Origin of the sequence: Terriglobus sp. (assembly GCF_965201105.1) — a bacterium.
In the GTDB taxonomy this organism is placed as follows: Bacteria; Acidobacteriota; Terriglobia; order Terriglobales; family Acidobacteriaceae; genus Terriglobus.
Window position 1 is genome coordinate 2,656,643 of record NZ_OZ241741.1, and the last position, 19,368, is coordinate 2,676,010.

General features: G+C 62.0%; 14 protein-coding genes. 11 read left to right on the top strand and 3 right to left on the bottom strand.

Features of this window, described 5'->3' with window-relative positions:
- The first annotated feature begins 60 nt into the window (after positions 1 to 60).
- Positions 61 to 1,083, top strand: coding sequence for a cytochrome D1 domain-containing protein (locus tag ACOFKT_RS11570; RefSeq protein WP_419804150.1), 1,023 nt, complete (start codon positions 61 to 63; stop codon positions 1,081 to 1,083).
- A 48-nt stretch (positions 1,084 to 1,131) separates the two neighbouring features.
- On the opposite strand, the gene ahcY is transcribed toward ACOFKT_RS11570, so the two are convergent.
- Positions 1,132 to 2,568 carry an adenosylhomocysteinase gene (ahcY, locus tag ACOFKT_RS11575; protein WP_419807156.1) on the bottom strand — a complete coding sequence of 479 codons (1,437 nt, stop codon included), beginning with the start codon at positions 2,566 to 2,568 and terminating at the stop codon, positions 1,132 to 1,134.
- Between the two features lie 321 nt (positions 2,569 to 2,889).
- On the opposite strand from ahcY, the gene ACOFKT_RS11580 reads away from it, so the two are divergent.
- The 3 genes from ACOFKT_RS11580 (at position 2,890) to metK (ending at position 8,433) form a co-directional block, all read left to right on the top strand.
- A complete protein-coding gene (locus ACOFKT_RS11580; RefSeq protein WP_419804151.1) occupies positions 2,890 to 3,414 on the top strand; it encodes a helix-turn-helix domain-containing protein in 525 nt (174 codons plus the stop codon).
- Between the two features lie 152 nt (positions 3,415 to 3,566).
- Positions 3,567 to 7,118: a carboxypeptidase regulatory-like domain-containing protein gene (locus ACOFKT_RS11585; RefSeq protein ID WP_419804152.1), complete on the top strand. Its 3,552-nt coding sequence runs from the start codon at positions 3,567 to 3,569 to the stop codon at positions 7,116 to 7,118.
- A gap of 133 nt (positions 7,119 to 7,251) precedes the next feature.
- The gene (gene metK, locus ACOFKT_RS11590; RefSeq protein ID WP_419804153.1) at positions 7,252 to 8,433 is read left to right on the top strand and encodes a methionine adenosyltransferase; all 1,182 of its coding nucleotides are present in this window, start codon (positions 7,252 to 7,254) and stop codon (positions 8,431 to 8,433) included.
- 73 nt (positions 8,434 to 8,506) lie between these two features.
- On the opposite strand, the gene ACOFKT_RS11595 is transcribed toward metK, so the two are convergent.
- Positions 8,507 to 8,962 (bottom strand): PEP-CTERM sorting domain-containing protein, encoded by a 456-nt coding sequence (locus tag ACOFKT_RS11595; protein WP_419804154.1) that lies wholly within the window; start codon positions 8,960 to 8,962, stop codon positions 8,507 to 8,509.
- Positions 8,963 to 9,363: 401 nt separating this feature from the next.
- On the opposite strand from ACOFKT_RS11595, the gene ACOFKT_RS11600 reads away from it, so the two are divergent.
- The 4 genes from ACOFKT_RS11600 (at position 9,364) to ACOFKT_RS11615 (ending at position 13,949) form a co-directional block, all read left to right on the top strand.
- Positions 9,364 to 10,281 carry a transglutaminase domain-containing protein gene (locus ACOFKT_RS11600; protein ID WP_419804155.1) on the top strand — a complete coding sequence of 306 codons (918 nt, stop codon included), beginning with the start codon at positions 9,364 to 9,366 and terminating at the stop codon, positions 10,279 to 10,281.
- Positions 10,282 to 10,373: 92 nt separating this feature from the next.
- The gene (locus tag ACOFKT_RS11605; RefSeq protein ID WP_419804156.1) at positions 10,374 to 11,816 is read left to right on the top strand and encodes a hypothetical protein; all 1,443 of its coding nucleotides are present in this window, start codon (positions 10,374 to 10,376) and stop codon (positions 11,814 to 11,816) included.
- Between the two features lie 63 nt (positions 11,817 to 11,879).
- Positions 11,880 to 12,971, top strand: a complete 1,092-nt coding sequence (locus tag ACOFKT_RS11610; RefSeq protein ID WP_419804157.1) for an ABC transporter permease — start codon at positions 11,880 to 11,882, stop codon at positions 12,969 to 12,971.
- Positions 12,972 to 13,247: 276 nt separating this feature from the next.
- The gene (locus ACOFKT_RS11615; RefSeq protein ID WP_419804158.1) at positions 13,248 to 13,949 is read left to right on the top strand and encodes a HisA/HisF-related TIM barrel protein; all 702 of its coding nucleotides are present in this window, start codon (positions 13,248 to 13,250) and stop codon (positions 13,947 to 13,949) included.
- A gap of 323 nt (positions 13,950 to 14,272) precedes the next feature.
- Here the strand turns inward: ACOFKT_RS11615 and ACOFKT_RS11620 are convergent, their stop codons facing one another.
- Entirely contained in the window at positions 14,273 to 14,869 is a 597-nt protein-coding gene (locus ACOFKT_RS11620) for an HAD family hydrolase (protein WP_419804159.1), read from the bottom strand.
- A gap of 318 nt (positions 14,870 to 15,187) precedes the next feature.
- Between ACOFKT_RS11620 and rpe the strand changes: the two genes are divergently transcribed.
- From rpe to ACOFKT_RS11635, 3 genes are all read left to right on the top strand, one after another.
- Complete coding sequence (rpe, locus tag ACOFKT_RS11625) at positions 15,188 to 15,865, top strand: ribulose-phosphate 3-epimerase (protein ID WP_419804160.1); 678 nt, start codon at positions 15,188 to 15,190, stop codon at positions 15,863 to 15,865.
- Positions 15,866 to 16,024: 159 nt separating this feature from the next.
- Positions 16,025 to 17,884 (top strand): outer membrane protein assembly factor BamD, encoded by a 1,860-nt coding sequence (bamD, locus tag ACOFKT_RS11630; RefSeq protein WP_419804161.1) that lies wholly within the window; start codon positions 16,025 to 16,027, stop codon positions 17,882 to 17,884.
- Between the two features lie 175 nt (positions 17,885 to 18,059).
- On the top strand, positions 18,060 to 19,349 hold the full coding sequence (locus ACOFKT_RS11635; protein ID WP_419804162.1) for an esterase: 1,290 nt from the start codon (positions 18,060 to 18,062) through the stop codon (positions 19,347 to 19,349).
- Positions 19,350 to 19,368: the final 19 nt, after the last annotated feature.

The following is a 19,368-nucleotide window of genomic DNA, read 5'->3' on the forward strand; positions in this document are numbered from 1 at the left end:
AGCAGCCCCGTTTCGCTTGCGCAAGACTTCCGTGCAGGCGCAATGGTAGATTCAGGAACCATGTCCCGCCGCACGCGTTTCACTGCACAGTTTGCCGGCCTGCTCGTTTGCGCATGCTTCTCCCTTCACGCGCAGAGCCGGCTTGTGGTGGTCAGTCAAAAGGATCACATCGCGCACATCTTCGACCCGGCAACCAACAAGCAGGTTGCCGCTGTGGTGGAAGACGGCGTGACCGGCCATGAGGCCGTGATCAGCCCCGACGGCAAGACGCTATACGTACCGATCTACGGCGACTCGGGCGTGGGCAAGCCCGGCACAAACGGCGACCACATCGACGTGATCGACATCGCGAGCGCCAAACAGACCGGCCGCATCGACTTCAGCCATGGCGTGCGACCGCACATGATCGTGTGGGACACGCACACCGGTATGCTGCTCGTCACCACGGAGTTGGACAAGACGGTCTCCATCATCGACCCGCGCACCCTGAAAATTGTGGGCACCATCCCAACCGGGCAGGAACAGTCGCACACCTTTGCGCTGTCCCCGGACGGCAAGCGCGGGTACACCGCCAACGTCGGCCCGGGCACCGTGTCCGTGCTCGACATCGCGAACCGTAAGCTGCTGGGAACCGTCCCTGTCTCGACCAACACGCAGCGCATCTCCGTCTCGCGCGACAGTCGCTACGCCTTCACCTCTGACCAGACAAAGCCGGAGCTGGTCGTGATCGACACCGCATCGATGAAAGTAGCCCGGCGCATTCCCATGCCGTCGCCCGGCTATGGAACAGCCCCGACCATGGATGGCAAGTACCTGCTGGTCGCCATGCGCGAGGTGGACAAGATGGCCGTCATCGACCTTGCGACGATGCAGGTGGCCCGCACCATCGACGTACCCAGGCAGGTCTATGAGATCGTTCTGGATCCACGCGGCGGCCGCGCCTGGGCCTCCTGCGCCGCATCGAACGAGTTGATCGCCATCGACCTGAATACCTTCACGGTCACGGCGCACATGCCCGCCGGCAACTACCCCGACGGCCTGGCCTTCTACGCACCGGGCAAACAGCCGCAGGTCAGCCATTAGCCAAATAAAACGGCCCCTCTTTCCAGAGGGGCCGTTTCACTCCATCGCCTAGTACCGGTAGTTATCCGTCTTGAACGGCCCATCCACCGGTACCCCGATGTAGTCCGCCTGCTTGTTCGACAACGTCGTCAGCTTCACGCCGATCTTCTCCAGGTGCAGCCGCGCCACTTCCTCGTCCAGCTTCTTTGGCAGCACGTAGACGCCAATTTCATACGTATCCTTGTTCTTCCAAAGGTCGATCTGCGCCAGCGTTTGATTGCTGAAGCTGTTCGACATCACAAAGCTCGGGTGACCCGTTGCGCAGCCCAGATTGACCAGGCGGCCCTCGGCGAGCACGAAAATCTGCTTGCCGCTGGGGAACGTGTACTGGTGTACCTGCGGCTTGATCTCCAGCTTCTCCACGCCCGGCGCCGAGTTCAGCCGTTCCATCTGAATCTCGTTATCGAAGTGGCCGATGTTGCAGACGATCGCCTGATCCTTCATCTGCTCCATGTGCTCAAACGTGATGATGTCGACGTTGCCGGTGCAGGTCACGTAAATGTCGCCGCGGCCCATCGTCTCCTCAATGGTCGTCACTTCAAAGCCCTGCATCGCCGCCTGCAATGCGTTGATGGGGTCGACCTCGGTCACGATCACGCGCGCACCCAGCCCGCGCAGCGACGCCGCCGAGCCCTTGCCCACATCGCCATATCCGCAAATCACGGCGACCTTGCCGCCCATCATCACGTCCGTGGCACGCTTGATGCCGTCGGCCAGCGACTCCTTGCAGCCGTACAGGTTGTCGAACTTCGACTTGGTCACCGAATCGTTCACGTTAATGGCCGGCACCAGCAGCTTGCCCTGCTTCATCATCGTGTACAGCCGGTGCACGCCGGTCGTGGTTTCCTCGGAGACGCCGCGCCACTCCTTCGCCGTCGTGTTCCAGTGCTGCGGACTCTCGGCCAGCACCTTCTTCAGCAGCGCCTGAATCACCGCCTCTTCCTCGCTGCCCGCCTTGGCGTCCACAAACGAACGGTCGCCGTTTTCCAGCTCCACGCCCTTGTGGATGAGCAGCGTTACGTCGCCACCGTCATCCACGACCAGCTGCGGCCCCAGCCCGCCCGGAAAGCTTAACGCCTGGTACGTGCACCACCAGTACTCCTCCAGCGTCTCGCCCTTCCACGCAAACACCGGCGTGCCCGTCGCTGCAATCGCCGCGGCCGCGTGATCCTGCGTGCTGAAGATGTTGCAGCTTGCCCAGCGCACGTCCGCACCCAGTTCCTGCAGCGTTTCGATCAAGACCGCGGTCTGGATCGTCATGTGCAGCGACCCGGTCACGCGAACGCCTGCCAGCGGCTTTTCCGCCGCGTATTTGGCGCGAATGCTCATCAGCCCCGGCATCTCCTGCTCGGCGATGCGGATTTCCTTGCGGCCCCAGTCGGCCAGGCTCATGTCGGCAACTTTGTACGGCAGCGGCCCAACTTGCGATTCAGACGTTTTCGTCATCTCTGGTGCGAGGACAGCGGTGGCCATTCAGGTACTCCCTTTAGCTTTCTTCGGGCGTTGTCTCAACCCGTGTCACCCTTACAAGGTATCAGGCAACGCGCCGGCTTTGACCCATTTGTGCGACAAACAACAGCATCGTTCGCTTCGCAGTAATAGACGCTATGACCCGTTTATGCGACACACGACAGCATCGTTCGCTTTGCGGTATTGCGACGCCTTTGACCCGTTTATGCGACACACGATAGCATCGCCGCATCACAGCAAATCGGAGCGGCGCTGTCTCGCAATCGACCCACACAGCGCACCACTTACTGGAACGGCATGAGTTTCGGGGAAGGTCTCAGGTCGGCACGCGAGGAGCGCGGCATCGCGCTCGACGACATCGCCGTCGCCACGCGCGTTTCGCTGCGCAACCTGAGTGCGCTGGAAAACGAGCGTTTCCGCGAGCTTCCGGGTGGCGTCTTCAATCGCGGCATCGTCCGCGCCTACGCCCGCTACGTGGGTCTGGATGAAGACGACACCGTCACCGCCTTTACCGACGCCTTGCGCCGCCACGGCATCGACCCCGAGCACGAAAACGAGAACTGGACCGAGTTCGCCGAGAACGTGAAGCGCAACCGCGCCCCGCAGTGGGAAAGCCGGGGCGCACGCTGGGCCGGTGTCGCGGCCCTGCTTCTGATCGTGTTTATGCTTGCCGCGGGCGTTACCGCCCTGCTGGCACGGCGTGGCATCGTCCACCTGCCGCCAAAGCTCGCAGCCCGGCTGCACCTGCTTCCCGTCAATCGGCGGGCAGACCCTTCTCCTTCCGCTCCCACCCCGCCGCAGGACAGCCCGCAGCCCGAGTAACGCAGTTTTGCCCACAGGCGTTTGACTGCGCCATAGCGCGCCGCTACCCTTTGTGGTGTACCCGAACTTTCGCACAGCAGCAGTTGCATCCCAGGCCTTTCTGTGGAGCGGCATGCCGTTTGCCCCGACCTGCAAACCTTCAGGAGCCCTACGTGATCGCAACTCGCCCCAACCGCCTCCTCGGCATGCTCGCCACCGCCGCCGTCCTCTCCGCCCCCATGCTGGCGCAAGACGTAAGCGGCAGCATCTCCGGCACGGTGCAGGACACCTCCGGCGCCGCCGTCCCAAACGCCACGGTTGTCCTCATCAATACCGAGCGCAACCAGACTGTGCGCACGCTCAAAACTGGCAACAGCGGAACCTACACCGCGACTTCTCTTCCGCTGGGCGGCTACGTGGTCAAGATCAACGCGCCCGGCTTCTCCGACCAGACACTGCAGAACATTGTTCTGCACGTGAACGATAACCTGACGCTGAATGCGTCGCTCAAGGCGGGCGGCGGCGCCGAAACCGTCACGGTCAGCACGGCGGAGCAGCAGATCAATCTGGCCGATGCAACCCAGGCCGGCCTGATCAACGGCACCCAGGTGCGCGAGCTTGTGCTCGCCACACGCAACTACGAGCAACTTGTCGCCCTGCAGCCGGGCGTTGCCTACACCGGCGGCGACCAGCTCTACATCGGCAACTCCAATCCGAACGGCGGCACCAACGTCGTCAGCTTCTCCGTGAACGGCGCCCGGACCAGTGGTAACTCCTGGACGGTCGACGGCGCGGACAACGTCGACCGCGGCTCCAATTTCACGCTGCTCACCTACCCCTCGGTCGACGCCATCGCAGAGTTCAAGACCCTGCGCGGCCAGTATTCGGCCGAGTTCGGCCGCAGCGCCAGCGGGCAGATAAACGTCGTCACCAAGTCCGGCACCGACCAGCTGCACGGCAGCGCCTATGAATTTGTCCGCAACGACGTCTTTAATGCCAACGCCGTTCTGAACAAGCTCACGACCACGCCTACCGGTGCAACCAAGGCCACCGCCGGGCGTCCTCGCTATCGTTACAACGACTTCGGTTACACCATTGGCGGTCCGGTCTACTTTCCCCATCTTTACGACGGGCGCCAGCATCACACCTACTTCTTTTTCTCGCAGGAAATCCGGCGCGTTATTACCTACCAGCCGGTGACCTTGACCGGCGTGCCTACGCTTGCCGAGCGAGCCGGCAACTTCAGCGTGCAGGTCTGCAGCAGCGTGAATCCCGCAAATGGCAAGTGCAACAACGCCGGCACACGGCAGGTCACGCCTACCTCGACGCTTGCACAGGCCTACCTGAAAGACATCTACGCAAACGTGGGTCAACCGGACGCGGCCGGCAACTTCGTTACAGCGGCGCAGCGCAACGTCTTCAACGCGAACCAGCAGATCGCGCGCATCGATCAGCAGCTTGGGCAGAAGCTGAACGTCTTCTTCCGTTTCATCAACGACTCCATTCCGACCATCGAACCGGGCGGCCTCTTCCAGGGCACGGGTTACCCCGGCGTGCAGACCACCAGCACCAACGCGCCTGGCCGCATCTACCTGGGCCACGCCACCTACACGCTCACTCCGACTCTGCTGCTTGACGGCGGTTACGCCTACTCGCAGGGGGCGCTGCTCAGCGACCCGATCGGAAGCGCGCTCAACGCGAACTCACCGGACATCGCAAGCGCGACGAAGCTTCCCTACCAGTCCACGCTGCCGCGCGTTCCCGGTATCGCCTTTACAGGCGGCGGTACGGGTATCACTACCTACGGCCCGTATCGCGACTACAGCCGCAATCACAACATCTTCGTCAATGTAATCAAGACCGCCGGACCGCATACGATCCACCTTGGCATCGATTACAACCACTACAACAAGCGTGAAAATAATGCCGCCGCCAACGCGGGCAGCTTTACGTTTAGCAATGCCGGCCTGATTACCACAGGTGTCACTGCGACACAGGCGCAGGCCTACCAGCAGAGCTTCGCCAACTTCCTGACGGGCTTCGTCACCACGTTCTCGCAGGCATCTGTCGACGTCACCGCCGATATTCGCGTGAACCAGTTCGAGGCCTATGCTCAGGACGATTGGAAGGTATCCCCGCGGTTCACATTGAACCTGGGCCTGCGTTACTCCAAGTTCGCGCAGCCTACTGACGCCAACAACCAGCTCACCACCTTCGACCCTTCGCTCTACAATCCGGCAAACGCCGTCGCTATCGACAAGAGCTCCAGCGGCAATCTCTGCGTTGTCGGCGCAGCGTGCACGGGTGGCGTCATACCCAACCCGAATGGAAACCGGCTGAACGGCATCAGCATCAATAGCAATCCCGCCAACACCGCCTTTGCCAACTCGCCTTTCGGGCAGGCAGCGGCCACCTCACCGCATGGCCGCAAGGTCGGCGCCTCCGACAACCTGGATTTTGCTCCGCGTATTGGTTTTGCGTGGGATGTCTTCGGCAACGCCCATACCGCCCTTCGCGGCGGCTACGGCATTTCCTATGACTCGGCGCTGTTCGGCATTTACGAGCAGAACATCTTCGCCAACATTCCCTTTGTTGTCACGCCGACCATTTCCAACACGACGTTTGACAACCCCGCCGCTGTCGCTGCAAACGCGAACTTCACCGCACCGGTGCTGCGCGGCACTTCGCCCAGGTTCAAGAATCCTTACGATCAGCAGTTCTCGCTCGACCTGCAGCAGCAGATGCCAGGCGGAATCGTTGCCGACGTCGCCTATGTAGGCAGTCATCAGGTACATCTGCTTGGGCTGGTCGACATTAACCAGGCCGCACCAGGTGCCTACCTGGCGGCAGGCCTGGGTACCACTCCAACAACTGGTTCGACTCGCGTCATCAACACCACCAATGTCGGCACACTCAACCAGATTCGCCCCTACCTGGGTTATGGCCCGATCAATGAAGCGCTGACGATCTTTGACGGAAACTACAACTCGCTGCAAACGTCTGTCCGCAAGCAGTTTCGTCGCGGCTCGCTCATCGCGGCGAACTACACGTACGCGAAGGCGTTGACAAATGCCAATGCCGACCGCACGGGCGCGCCGCAGATCTCGTCGCAGATCAGCGCCGAGTACGGCCGTGCAGCAGCCGACCGGCGTCACGTGTTCTCGGCCAACGCGGTGTACACACTGCCCTTCTTCTATGACCAGAAAGGCCTGGTCGGTCATCTGCTGGGCGGATGGGAGATCTCTGCCGCGGGTTACGTCAACTCGGGCCTTCCGCTGAACGTCACGACCAGCGGCCTGGACCCGGCTGGTGTTGGCGTCGTCAACGGCTCCAGCGTCTCCAGCGGCCGTCCTGACCTGGTCGGCGATCCAAATCACACCACCGCAACCAGCGGCGCCATTCACACTCGCCAGCACTGGTTCAATATCAACGCCTTCGCCGCGGTTCCAAACGGTCAGATCCGCGGCGGCAACGCGACGCGCAACATCGTGAACGGTCCCGGATGGTGGCGCGTTGATCCAGGCCTGTTCCGCAACATCAAACTGTACGAGCGTCTAAACCTGCAGCTTCGCGGCGAGGCCACCAACATTTTCAACCACACCAACCCCGACGGCATTTCGACAGGTAGCCTCATCAGCGCCAGTGGTTACAGCTCGAGCGCCGGCAACATCACCAGCTATCGCGACAAGCGCATCGTCCAGATCGGTGCCAAGCTCGTGTTCTAACCGGTTCTTACTCCAGACCAGAATGGCGCCTCTACGGGCGCCATTCTGCTTCCTGTAAACTTCGGAAGATACTTTCCCGCACATCCGCGCCCCTTAGCGCCCGTGCCGTGAAATCACCCGGAGGAGTAGAAGTTTGCCCACACGCGACCGTTTCCTGTTCACCTCGGAGTCCGTTACCGAAGGCCACCCCGACAAGATCGCCGACCAGATCTCTGACGCCATCCTCGATGCTTGCCTGAAGGAAGATCCCTACAGCCGCGTCGCCTGCGAGACACTCACCTGCACCGGCCTCGTCGTCATCGCCGGTGAGATCACGACCAAGGCCTACGTCGACTTCCAGTCGCTGGTCCGCAGCACCGTCGCGGAGATTGGCTACACTCACTCCGAATACGGCTTCGACTCCAACACCTGCGCGGTCATCTCCTCCATCAACAAGCAGTCGCCCGACATCGCCCAGGGCGTGGACAAGGACGGAGCCGGCGACCAGGGCATGATGTTCGGCTACGCCACCAATGAAACCCCCGAGTTGATGCCGCTGCCCATCGAGCTGGCACACCGCCTCGCCGAGAAGCTCACCGAAGTCCGCAAGAACGGCACCATGCCCTACCTGCGCCCCGACGGCAAGAGCCAGGTCACGGTCGAGTACGCCGAAGTCGGCAAGCCCGCTCGCGTTGATGCCGTCGTCATCTCCTCGCAGCACGATGAGAACGTGACCAACGAGCAGATCCACGCGGACGTGATCGAGCACGTCATCAAGGCCGTCATTCCCGCCGAGCTGCTCGACGAGAACACCAAGTTCCACATCAACCCAACCGGCCGCTTTGTCATCGGCGGACCCATGGGCGACTCCGGCCTCACCGGCCGCAAGATTATTGTGGACACCTACGGCGGCATGGGCCGGCACGGCGGCGGTGCCTTCTCCGGCAAGGACGCAACCAAGGTCGACCGTTCCGCCGCCTACATGGCCCGCTACATCGCAAAAAACATCGTTGCCGCCGGCCTCGCCGACCGCTGCGAGGTCCAGCTCGCCTACGCCATCGGCGAGCCCCAGCCCGTCAGCGTCCTCGTCGACACCTTCGGCACCGGTACCATTTCCGAAACCGAACTGACCAAGCTGGTCCGCGAAAACTTCAAGCTCAACCCCAGCGGCATCATCGAAACGCTGGGCCTGCGCCGCCCCATCTTCAAGCAAACCGCCGCCTACGGCCACTTCGGCCGCACCGGCACCGCCGACAGCTTCACCTGGGAACGAACCGACAAAGCCGAAGCCCTCAAAGCCGGCGCCACCAAGCACGAAGCCATCGCGGCCGACTGATCACAGATCAAACACGTACAAGCGGGGCTCCTGAAGAGGAGCCCCGCTTGTACGTGCGTCAATGGTCAGGGAACTAACTTGCGAAGCGGCGGCGAGCCGCACCAACTAAGCCGATAGCAGCCGTCCCAAGAAGAACAAACGAGCTGGGCTCAGGAGTAACAGTTGGACCGACTACCACCTGTGTGGGTGTGAGCGCCTCCTCCAATCCAAAGTAGGTGCTGCCTCCACCCGCTGCAAGGGCACTGATGAAGTTCAAGGTGCCGCTCGTACCATTCGCGCTAATGTTTGTGAAGTACGTGTTGGGACCACCGTACCCGCTCGGGTCCATGGCGTTTCCTGGAGCACCGTAGCCGGTGATGCCATCTCCATCAAAACCGAAGATGTCTGTAGTCGAGCTAAGGTCGAGGGAACTCAGCGCGATGCTTGAGTTGTTAACGATGCCGACCAGCGTGTCATCGCTGCCGTCGTAGGTTCCGCTGTTCAGGGTGAAGCTTGGACCAGGCGTGATGGTCGTGCCGGTATCCGTCACCGTGATGATCAGATCGCAGCCGGCGGTCGCACCTCCGACTACAGGACAAACCGATGCTGCATGCATCGAGCACGAGGCAGCAAGTGCAGTGAACAACGCAACAACCAGGGGGAAGGTTCTCATGCAATTCTCCGTAAGAAAGATTGTGAAGCGGGTTCTTCAAGCGACCGGAGTTCCCAATTTGGGATTCTCTTCAGTCGCAAATCATCATGAACCCTATTTTGTTGCCGTCAACACAAATGTGTGTCGGCTCTTGCCTAAACACTTTCTGGTATGGTTAGCGCACACGAAAGCCGCGCTTCAACAATCTGCACATGCAGCAGGATGAACCTTCCCCGCCCCGTGGCTCAGAACAACACCGCCGGGGCTGCACCTCATCGAAGCGACAAAGGTCTACGCCCATGCTCATCCAGAACGAATTCGACATCCAGTTCCAACTGCCCTGCGAAACGGCGATGATCGTGCTCCTGCATCTGCATCCCTCTTTGCAGCAGCAGCTCCGCTCGTCCGAGGACCTCCAAGTCGAGCACGTCGACAGCAACACCACCCGCAACATCACGCCCACCGGCTACACCGACTGCTTCGGCAATCGCTGCGCCCGCTTCACCGCGCCCGCCGGAGCTCTGCGCATTTCCGGTCGGAGCCTGGTCGAAGCCCCTGACCAGCAAGACACCCAGGCGTTCCAGGCCGTGCAACACCCCGTCGCCGACCTCCCGCATCAGGTCCTGCAGTTTCTGCTCTCGAGCCGCTACTGCGAAGTTGACCGCTTCAACGGCATCGCCTCCGACCTCTTCGGCTACAGCCTACCCGGCTGGCCGCTCGCTACCGCCATTCGCGACTGGGTCCACGGTAAGGTCCGCTTCGACTATATGAAGGCCCGCTCCACCAAAACCGCCATGGACGTCTACACAGAGCGCGAGGGCGTCTGCCGCGACTTCCAGCACCTCGCCGTCACTCTCACCCGCGCCATGAACATTCCCGCCCGGTACGTCACCGGTTACCTCGGCGACATCCGCCTTCCCTTCGGCGGCCCCGGCGACTTCTCCGCCTGGTATCAGGTCTACCTCGGCGGCCAGTGGTGGAACATAGACGCCCGCCACAACGAGCCGCGCTACGGCCGCCTCCTCATGGCCACGGGCCGCGACGCTGCGGACGTCGCCATCACGACCTCATTCGGCGTGGCAAACCTGACCCATTTTCAGGTGGAATCGTATGAGGTCACGCCCGAAGGCGGCCGCGTTCCACTTCTCGCACCGTCGCCCGCGCCATCGCCCGCATCGTCGTCCGCGCCATCGCAATCCAGCACCGTTCTGCCCTGACAAGCCTCAAAACACCAGCTACCCTGCTACACTCGACCCAACCGAACGCCTTGTACATCCCTTTTCCAAGACAGATCCCGTACCAGGGAACCATGCTGGCCGGTGCATTGCTCGTGGCGGTCCTGATCGCGGAAGGTAACTCGCCCGTCCTTTGCCTTACCATTCTGGGCTGGATGCTGGTCACCAATTTCAGCTTTAACATCGTAGGCGGCTTCCGTAACCCTGCGGGGTCCTACATCCTCTGCGTCACCCTGTTCACCGGCCTGCTCGGCGTCTTCGTCAAGGCTCTCACCAACGAACCCCTTGTCAGTAACGTCGCCAACGCCGACCAGACACTGCTCATCTACATGCTCGGCACCTGTGGCACTGCGTTCGCCGCTGTGCTCAGCACTCGCTTCAAACCCAAGAAAGCTTTTCTCGCCGGCAGGTTAACCCAGGACAACACCTCTCAGGTCGTGCTCGGCTGCCTCGCCGTCGGCATCGGCCTGCCCTACATTCTCTTCCTGCTCGCGCCCAGCCTCGCCAGCATCGCCCGCCAGCTCAACATCACACTCCCGCTCGCCATCCTCATCGGCGTCTACCAGCGGGTCAAGGCCACCGGCGGACGCTCCTCGTTCTCCTGGCCCGTGCTCATTGCGTGGGCCTTTTCCAGTTGGGTCGGCCTCGTCTCCTACTCCAAGGAGGCCATGTTCGCGCCTTCCCTCGCCTGGATCGTCGCGGCGGCCGCGGCACGGCTCCGGCTCAGCTTCCTCCAGGTGCTCATCCTGGTGCCGCTGGGCGCGTTTGCGGTCGCGGTGCTGGTGCCGTTTTCCCAGTATGGACGCAACTTCCGCGCCGAAACTGCCGCGGACCCCGGCGTTGCTTACCGCATGCTGAAGCACCCGTTGGCGCTACGCGCCATGGTGAACGCGGCCGCGGAAAGCCGTGTCGAACTGTACCACTGGTTCAACAAGCCACGCGGCATCTTCGACCGGCTGACCCTGGTCCCCATTGACAGCGCGCTCATCAGCCTGACCGACGTCAACGGCCCCATCGGCCTGCAGAACACCTTCACGTATTTCGAAAACATCATTCCGCACTTCATCCTGCCGAACAAGCCAGAAATCCACTCCGGCAACGATTATGCGCACGAAATCGGCATGCTCGCGCCCGCAGACCACACCACCGGCATCTCCTTTTCCCCCTACGGCGACGCCTACCACCAGGCAGGCTGGGTGGGTGTCCTGCTGGTCATGCCGGCGATCCAGTTCCTCATGTTCGCCGCCATGAATTTCGTCATGGGCAGCACCGACGAGGCACCCTGGGCACTCTTCTTTGTCATGGCCTTCGCCCACATCGCGGCAGAGGGCATGCTCCAGTTCCCGGTCTACATCATCTCGTTCGGCATGGAGGCCATCATCGCGACCGCCTTCGCCATGATCTACGTCACCCCGCTCATCGGCACACTTCTGCTCGGCCCCGGCAAGCGCGCCGTCATCCGCCGCCCCGTTCCCCGGCCCCAGCAGCGACGCCTGGCAGCGCCCGCGCAGGGCTGACCGGCACTCATCCGCAACGGCGGACCGAAGCCGTGCCGGCCGAAACGGTAGAATCAAACCCGCATGAATAAGCTGGTCGTCGGCAACCTGACCCACCGCCCTTTGCGCTCCGTTATTTCCATTCTTGCGGTTGCGGTCGAAGTCATCATGATCCTTTCCATTGCCGCCATCATGCTTGGCAAGGTGAACGGGTTTCATACCCGCACCAGCGGCATCGGCCTTGACCTGTTCGTGCGCCCCAGCAGCACCAACAACTTCGTTGGCATGAGCCCCGCCGGCGCCAACATCAAGGTCGCCAGCGTCCTCCGCGACATTCCCAATGTCGCCGTTGTCGCTCCCGTCAATATCCAGATCACCAGCTCGCTGGACAACATTTACGGCATCGACTTCCAGAGCTTCAACGCGCTCACTCCCTTTCAGTTCATCAGCGGCGGCCCCTTCACCGCGCCCGACAGCGTTGTCATCGACGACTACGTTTCCAAAACCGCCAAGGTCGGTGATCCGCTCAAGATCCTCGGCGAAACCTTCCACATCTCCGGCATCGTTCGCCATGGCCGTGGCGGCCGCAAGTTCATCCCCATCGACACCATGGGCCAGCTGACCCACACCGAGGGCAAAGCCACCGCCTTCTACCTGAAAACGCAGGACTCGCCCAAGCACCTGGAAGAGGTCCGGCAGGCCATCCTGCACACCCCCGGCATGGAACAGTACAACGTGCAGACGCTCGACGAATTCCTATCCCAGATCACGCCTGAAAAACTGCCCGCGCTGACACTCTCGCTTGACGTGGTAACCGGCATCGCCGTGGTCGTTGGCTTCCTGGTCATCTTCCAATCCATGTACACCGCCATCATGGAGCGCACGCGCGAGATCGGCATCCTGAAATCGCTCGGCGCCTCCCGCAGCTATATCGTGCAGGCCGTGCTCCGCGAAACTCTGCTCCTCTCCGGCTGCGGCATCGCGCTGGGCGTTCTGGTCAGCTATGTGCTGGGACTCATCCTTGCCAAGTTCCTCCCGACCCTCGATTACCAGATCAACGGTCCGTGGGTCATTCGCGGCGTGCTCCTCGCCTTCGGCGGCGCCCTGCTCGGCGCCATCTACCCCGCCTTCAAAGCCGCCAGCAAAGATCCAATCGACGCCCTCGCCTACGAATAACCAGCGCGGCAAGTGAACTGCGGATCAGTGTCTGTCCCTGCATCTCCTCTGCGAAACTTGTCATTTCGACCGAAGCACCCACAGCTTCACCGTGGGCGCGCAGTGGACTCGGTGCTTGCACCGAAACCTGCATTTCGTAGTCATTTCGACCCTGTCATTTCGACCGGAGCACCCACAGCTTCACCGTGGGCGCGTAGTGGACTCGGTGCTTGCACCGAAACCTGCATTTTGTTGCCCCACCAAACCTCTCACCGCTGACTCGCTAAACTGAACCACATGCTCATTCCATCCATCGACCTCATGGGCGGCCGCATCGTCCAGCTCGTGCAGGGCGAAACCCTTAAGCTCGCCTTTGACGACTTCGACTACTGGATCGAGCGCTTCGGGAAGTATCCGCTGGTTCAACTCATCGACCTCGACGCGGCCATGCGGCAAGGCTCCAACGAGCCTCTCATCGAGCGGTTCACCCGTCAGCTGCCCTGCCAGGTCGGCGGCGGCCTCCGCTCCGCCGAAGACGGTCAACGCAAGCTCGATCTTGGAGCAAGACGCGTCATCTACGGCTCCACCCTTTTCGGCGGCGACAACGAAGCCGACCGCAAGCGCCACGCCGTCCTGAATCTGGATTTCTCGGAAAACCTTCGCGAGTCACTCGGCGAAGACCAGCTGGTCTTCAGCGTCGACGCCAGGAACGGCCGCGTCGCCGTGAAAGGCTGGAAGGACTCCGTCGACCTCACCCCGGAAGAAGCCGTGACCTGGCTCGAAAACGACTGCGGCACCTTCCTCTACACGCACGTGGACACCGAAGGCACCCTCTCCGGTTTCCCGCAGGAAGTCGCCGCCATCCTCCGCGCCTGCACCGCCAGGCAGCTCATCGTCGCCGGCGGCATCCGCTCTCACGCCGAAGTCGACGAACTCGACAGGATGGGCGTCGACGCCGTCGCCGGCATGGCCGTCTACTCCGGCCTCATGGAAGCCTGAATCGGACTCATGTGCCCCACCTTCGCCGCGCTCTTTGCGGCTAAGGTGGGCGAAGCGCCACAACCTCATGTGCCCCACCTTCGCCGCGCTCCTTGCGGCTAAGGTGGGCGAAGCACCACAATCCCATGTGCCCCACCTTCGCCGCGTTCTTTGCGGCTAAGGTGGGGTCGACAGACTCCCCTCGCCACAGGTGCTCAGGAAGCCGCGACGCCTCGTCACACAAGCGGCTTTAGCCGCCGAGATAGAAGGCGTACATCCAGGGACACAGCGGCTTCAGCCGCCGAGGTGACATCGCCCGTCCTCAGAATCACGATGGCGTCGAATCATCCCAACGCCGGCTGCGGCACCTTTACCCACTGCATCCCCGCCGCCTTCGCCGCCTGAATCCCAAGATCCGCATCCTCAAACACCAGGCAATCCTGGGGCATCACCCCCAACCGGGCCGCCGCCGTCAGAAACGGCTCCGGATCCGGCTTGCCGCGCGCGTAATCCTCCGCGCCCACAATCACCTCGAACCGTTCGGTCAAGCCCAGCATTCCCAACGAATGCAAAATGCTCGCCCGCGGCGAACCCGACACAATCGCCAGCGGAATCCGCCCATGCGCCTCGTGCACATGGGCCACTACCGCCTCCACAGGCTTCAACTCCACAAGCCGCTTTAGGAATAGCGCCTCCTTATATTCCGCAAGCTCGCGCGCCGGCATGGTCAACCCGTGCTGCCGGTTCAGCAGCTCGATCGTCTCCACCACGGGAATGCCCGCCAGCGCAAAGAACTGTGTCTCATCCAGCGAACATCCGTGCAAACCCAGCGCCTCATTCCAGCAAACGAAATGCAGCGGCATCGTATCGGCAACAGTCCCATCCAGGTCGAACAGATACGCCTTAAAATGGCCCGGCGGCAGATGCAAAGGATCATCCATATCCTCAGTATCGCCTTCACCCACGGCTTCAGCCGCCGAGGTAGACACGATCCATCCATACTCGTGGCTTTGGCCGCCGAGGTAGACACCCGCAAACATCCGCGGCTTTAGCCGCCGAGGTAGACACCGCCCGAAAAGCGCATGCCTCAACTTTGGTGCAACTCGTTCTAACCTGCTCTGCGGCAGGAACTTACGCGCAACTCTTGCAACATGAATAACTTAGACACCCATCGAGAGCTAAACCTTGTATAAAGAAGAACTTGCCCTTCGCAGAGGAGGGGGAGGGGATCGCTCCGCACCGGTTGATACACTGCCTGTGTGATCGACCTCGCCTTCAGCATCCTCGCCGCCGATTTCACCCGGCTCGGCGAGGAGATCGCCACCGCCGAGCGCGGCGGCGGCTCCGTCGTCCACGTCGACGTGATGGACGGCCATTTCGTCCCCAATATCACCTTCGGGCCGCCGGTCGTCGCGGCGGTCCGCAAAACCACCCGCCTTCCGCTCGATTGCCACCTGATGATCGAGGACCCCGATCGCTTTATTCCCGATTTCGCCAAAGCCGGCGCCGACTGGATCCTTGTTCACCAAGAGGTTTGCCGTCACCTGCACCGCACGCTCACTTCGATTCGCGAACACGGCATGCAGCCCGCCGTCGTCCTCAATCCCGCGACGCCGGTCGAAACCCTGATCGAGGTTTTGCCGCTGGTGCATCACGTTCTGGTCATGACCGTAAACCCCGGTTTTGGCGGCCAGAGTTTCATTCCGCGCTGCGTCGAAAAAGTGCGGCATCTCGCCTCCTTGCGCTCCGAATTCGGCCTGAACTATCGCATCGAGGTCGACGGCGGCATTGCTAACAATACCGTTGCGACCGTCGTTGAGGCAGGAGCGGACCTGCTGGTTGCCGGCTCGGCCATCTTTCAGCCCGGCAAGACCGAAGCGAACGCCCGCGAGTTCCTGCGCATCGCGCACGACTCGGCTGCCGTCGCCGCGGTCTGATCGCGGTGATAGTTGAGCGGTAACGGTTGCCGAACGCAACAGTCCAACAGGGTAGAAACTTCCAGGTCCCGCAGGGCGGCTTGCTGCCCTGCAACGCTAAAATGGTCAGGTGCAACCGCGCCGTGGTTTGGTGCCGGTTCACGTTAAAGAGGTTTGCGGATGCGTCTTTCTTCTCCGCGTGAGCTTCGCTCGCGCTCGTTCTTCTTCCGGCGTTCCACGGTGGTGTTGCTGGCGGGCCTGCTCGTCGCCCCCATTGCGCACAGCGTGGCACAGCAGCAGACTGCGCCTGCTACCGCCGCACCGGACGCGCAAGCGGTTCCCGCGACGCCGACCAGCACACCCGCGGATGCTCCAGCCGGCACCACCAGCGCGGACCAGACGCCGACCGCCGTGCTCAGCAACACCTCGCGCAAGAAATCGCGCAAAACGGACGATGCAAAGACCAACAAGCGCGATGAAAAGGTCAAGCAGACCAAGGACACCGTCAAGGAACAGAAGCGGATGCAGCAGCGGCTGAAGGCCAATCCACTGGCCAACGTGAACACCGCGCAACCGGACAAACTGCTGTTTGATCGCGCGATGGTCTCGTTAAACAAGGGTCACTACGACGTAAGCCGCTTGTTGCTGCAGGACATGCTCGCGACGTATCCGGATTCCGAGTTCCAGATGCGCGCCAAGCTGGCCTTTGCCGACAGCTGGTACAAGGAAGGCGGAACCGCTGCGCTGACCCAGGCTGAGACCGAGTACAAGGATTTCATCATCTTCTTCCCGAACGCGCCGGAAGCGGCCGAAGCGCAGATGCGCATCGGCGACATTTATTTCCGGCAGATGGACAAGCCCGATCGCGACTACGCGAAAGCCATTCACGCGCAGGAAGAGTACCGCAACATGCTGGCGCAGTACCCTGACAGCAAACTGATTCCGCAGGCCAAGCAGAAGCTGCGCGAAGTGCAGGAATTGCTGGCGTCGCGCGAGACCGGCATCGCCGATTTCTACGCAGGCCATGAGAACTATGCCGCCTCCATCGCGCGGTACCAGACCGTGGTCGACACGTACCCGCTCTATAGCAAAATCGACTCGGCTTTGATTGGGCTGGGAGACGCGTATGCGGCACAGGCAAGATTTATCCGCCTGAATCCGGCACTGAAGAACCTGAAAGAGGATCAGCGTACCCGGCTGTTGCGGGTGTATGACGACCAGGCAATTGCCGCCTATAGCCGCGTGGTCACGGTCTACAACGCGTCGCCTCGAGTCGAGGACGCCCGTGACCGGCTTGAGGCACTCGGCGCGCCCATTCCGGAGCCGACCGCGGAGCAGGTTGCGGCGAGCCAGGCCCTGGAAAACAGCCGGCAGCAGTACAACATTGCAAATCGCGCCAAGGTCTTGATCTTCCACAGCCCTGACGTGGTGCAGGCAGCGCGCATCGGCGACCCGGCGCTTGCGGACCCACAGGCGACCTATGCGCCGCAGGTGTCCAGGCGCATCGAGAGTCAGTTCAATGCGGCGATTGGCAACAAGCCGGCGGCACCCACAACCGATGCGAGCGCGGCTCCAAACGCACCCGCCGGCGATGCCGTGACGCCGACAAGCGCACCTGCGGCGGTGAACGCTCCTGCGACGCTGTCGGACATTCCCGCAGCGGGAACCGAGACCAACGCCGACGCCGGAACCACGACGACGGTGCCGACCACACCACAAGGCGTAGCGCCGGCCACGGGTAGTCGCAGCGTAGGCGTCGAGATTCTGACACCGGGGACAAGCAGCCACACCGACGCAGGCAACGGACTGCCCGCAGTGGGGCCGCCGACGAATGCGGCGCTGCCGCCGGTGGAGAAGGCCGCCGAAATTCCCGATGCGGTCAACGACACGCAAGGCGTAAAGACGCCCGCGGGACAGAACGCGCCGCAACCGAACGAGAACGGCAAAATCAAGAACCCAAAGCCGGACTTCGACAACGGTGTCGAAAGCAGCAGCGCGCACAAGAAAAAGAAGGGCGTGAAGAAGCTGAATCCGTTCTAAACGACCCAACGAATCACTCGATCAACAAGCCAAACGGGGCGGCCATGTGCCGTCCCGTTTGGCTTGGGCAGAATAATGTAGGTGCAAACGGACGCTTTGTACGATGCGCCGCGTTCGAACGCATCGCACGGCTGGAAAGCCGGGAGTTCTGCCGGCTTGCTACACTTCCCGCATCATGCGCTTTTCCGCTGCTTCGTGTTCCGTGCTTCTGGCCGCTGCTTCCCTGTTTTCCGCTTCCACGCCGGCGCAACAGGCTGCGCCCAGCGGCATTCAGGTCAGGCCGGCAAATCCGAGACGCGTGATTGCGATCGACCCGGCCGCGCGGGCGCAACAGCAGCAGGTGCGGTCGGCGATCGTGCACCCGGACGGCAGCGCCACATTCAACGTAATCGCACCCAATGCGAAGAGCGTGCAGTTGACGCTGGAAGGCGAGGCGGATCCGCGCCCGCTGCAGCAGGACGCAAGCGGCACGTGGACCGTGACGACCGAGCCGCTGAAGCCCGAGTACTACGGTTATCGCGTGATCGTGGACGGCGAGCGCGAGATGGATCCGCGCGATCCCATGGTGCGCATGAACCTGCAGAACCCGTCGAGCATTGTGCATGTGCCCGGCAGGCCGTCGCCCCAGCCATGGGACCTGCAAGACATTCCGCACGGCACCGTTGATCACGTGATGTACACGAGCAAGCTGGCGACGGACGAGGACGGCCTGCACGACCGCGACACTTACATCTATCTGCCACCGAGCTACGACGCGCACCGGAAGCAGAAGTACCCGGTGCTGTATCTGCTGCACGGCTACTCGGATTCCGCGATCGGGTGGACGGACGCGGGGCAGGCGAACTGGATTCTGGACGCGCTGATTGCGGAGAAGAAGATTCAGCCCATGGTTGTGGTGATGCCGCGCGCCTATGGAACCATGCGCATGATCACCGAAGGCTGGAACGTCTGGTCGCCGCCGTACCGTCTTCCCGTGGAGAACCAGAACCTGTTTGAACAGATGATGCTAAAAGAGGTAATCCCCATGTCGGAGGCGCGGTACAACATTGCGACCGACGCCCCGCATCGCGCGATTGCCGGGCTCAGTATGGGCGGTGGGCATTCCATTCACACCGGGCTGAACCACCCGGAGGTGTTCGGCTACGTGGGTGCGTTCTCGTCCGCGATCGTGTCTCCGCTGGCGCCGCGTACCACGACGGAGCAGAGCGCCGCGAGCATTCCGGATTCGACCTATGAAGCAGCGTTCAAGGACATGGTGCCGAACGCAAAAACGCAGGCGCCGTTCAAGCTGTTCTGGTTGTCGTGCGGGACGGAGGATGGCCTGATCACGGTGAACCGCCGCTTTGGTTCGTGGGCGAAGACGAACGTGAAGGGCAATGTGAGCATCAACGAAACACCCGGGATGCACACTTGGCTGGTGTGGCGGGAGAACCTGATCACGTTTTCGCAGTTGTTGTGGAAGTAAGTGGCGATGCGGCCAAGCA

Excerpts from the sequence above, each read along its gene's own strand:
- ACOFKT_RS11570 (WP_419804150.1), top strand. The coding sequence starts at position 61 with ATGTCCCGCCGCACGCGTTTCACTGCACAGTTTGCCGGCCTGCTCGTT.
- ACOFKT_RS11620 (WP_419804159.1), bottom strand. The coding sequence starts at position 14,869 with ATGGATGATCCTTTGCATCTGCCGCCGGGCCATTTTAAGGCGTATCTG.
- ACOFKT_RS11605 (WP_419804156.1), top strand. The coding sequence starts at position 10,374 with ATGCTGGCCGGTGCATTGCTCGTGGCGGTCCTGATCGCGGAAGGTAAC.
- ACOFKT_RS11580 (WP_419804151.1), top strand. The coding sequence starts at position 2,890 with ATGAGTTTCGGGGAAGGTCTCAGGTCGGCACGCGAGGAGCGCGGCATC.
- ahcY (WP_419807156.1), bottom strand. The coding sequence starts at position 2,568 with ATGACGAAAACGTCTGAATCGCAAGTTGGGCCGCTGCCGTACAAAGTT.
- ACOFKT_RS11615 (WP_419804158.1), top strand. The coding sequence starts at position 13,248 with ATGCTCATTCCATCCATCGACCTCATGGGCGGCCGCATCGTCCAGCTC.
- ACOFKT_RS11600 (WP_419804155.1), top strand. The coding sequence starts at position 9,364 with ATGCTCATCCAGAACGAATTCGACATCCAGTTCCAACTGCCCTGCGAA.
- ACOFKT_RS11610 (WP_419804157.1), top strand. The coding sequence starts at position 11,880 with ATGAATAAGCTGGTCGTCGGCAACCTGACCCACCGCCCTTTGCGCTCC.
- bamD (WP_419804161.1), top strand. The coding sequence starts at position 16,025 with ATGCGTCTTTCTTCTCCGCGTGAGCTTCGCTCGCGCTCGTTCTTCTTC.
- ACOFKT_RS11635 (WP_419804162.1), top strand. The coding sequence starts at position 18,060 with ATGCGCTTTTCCGCTGCTTCGTGTTCCGTGCTTCTGGCCGCTGCTTCC.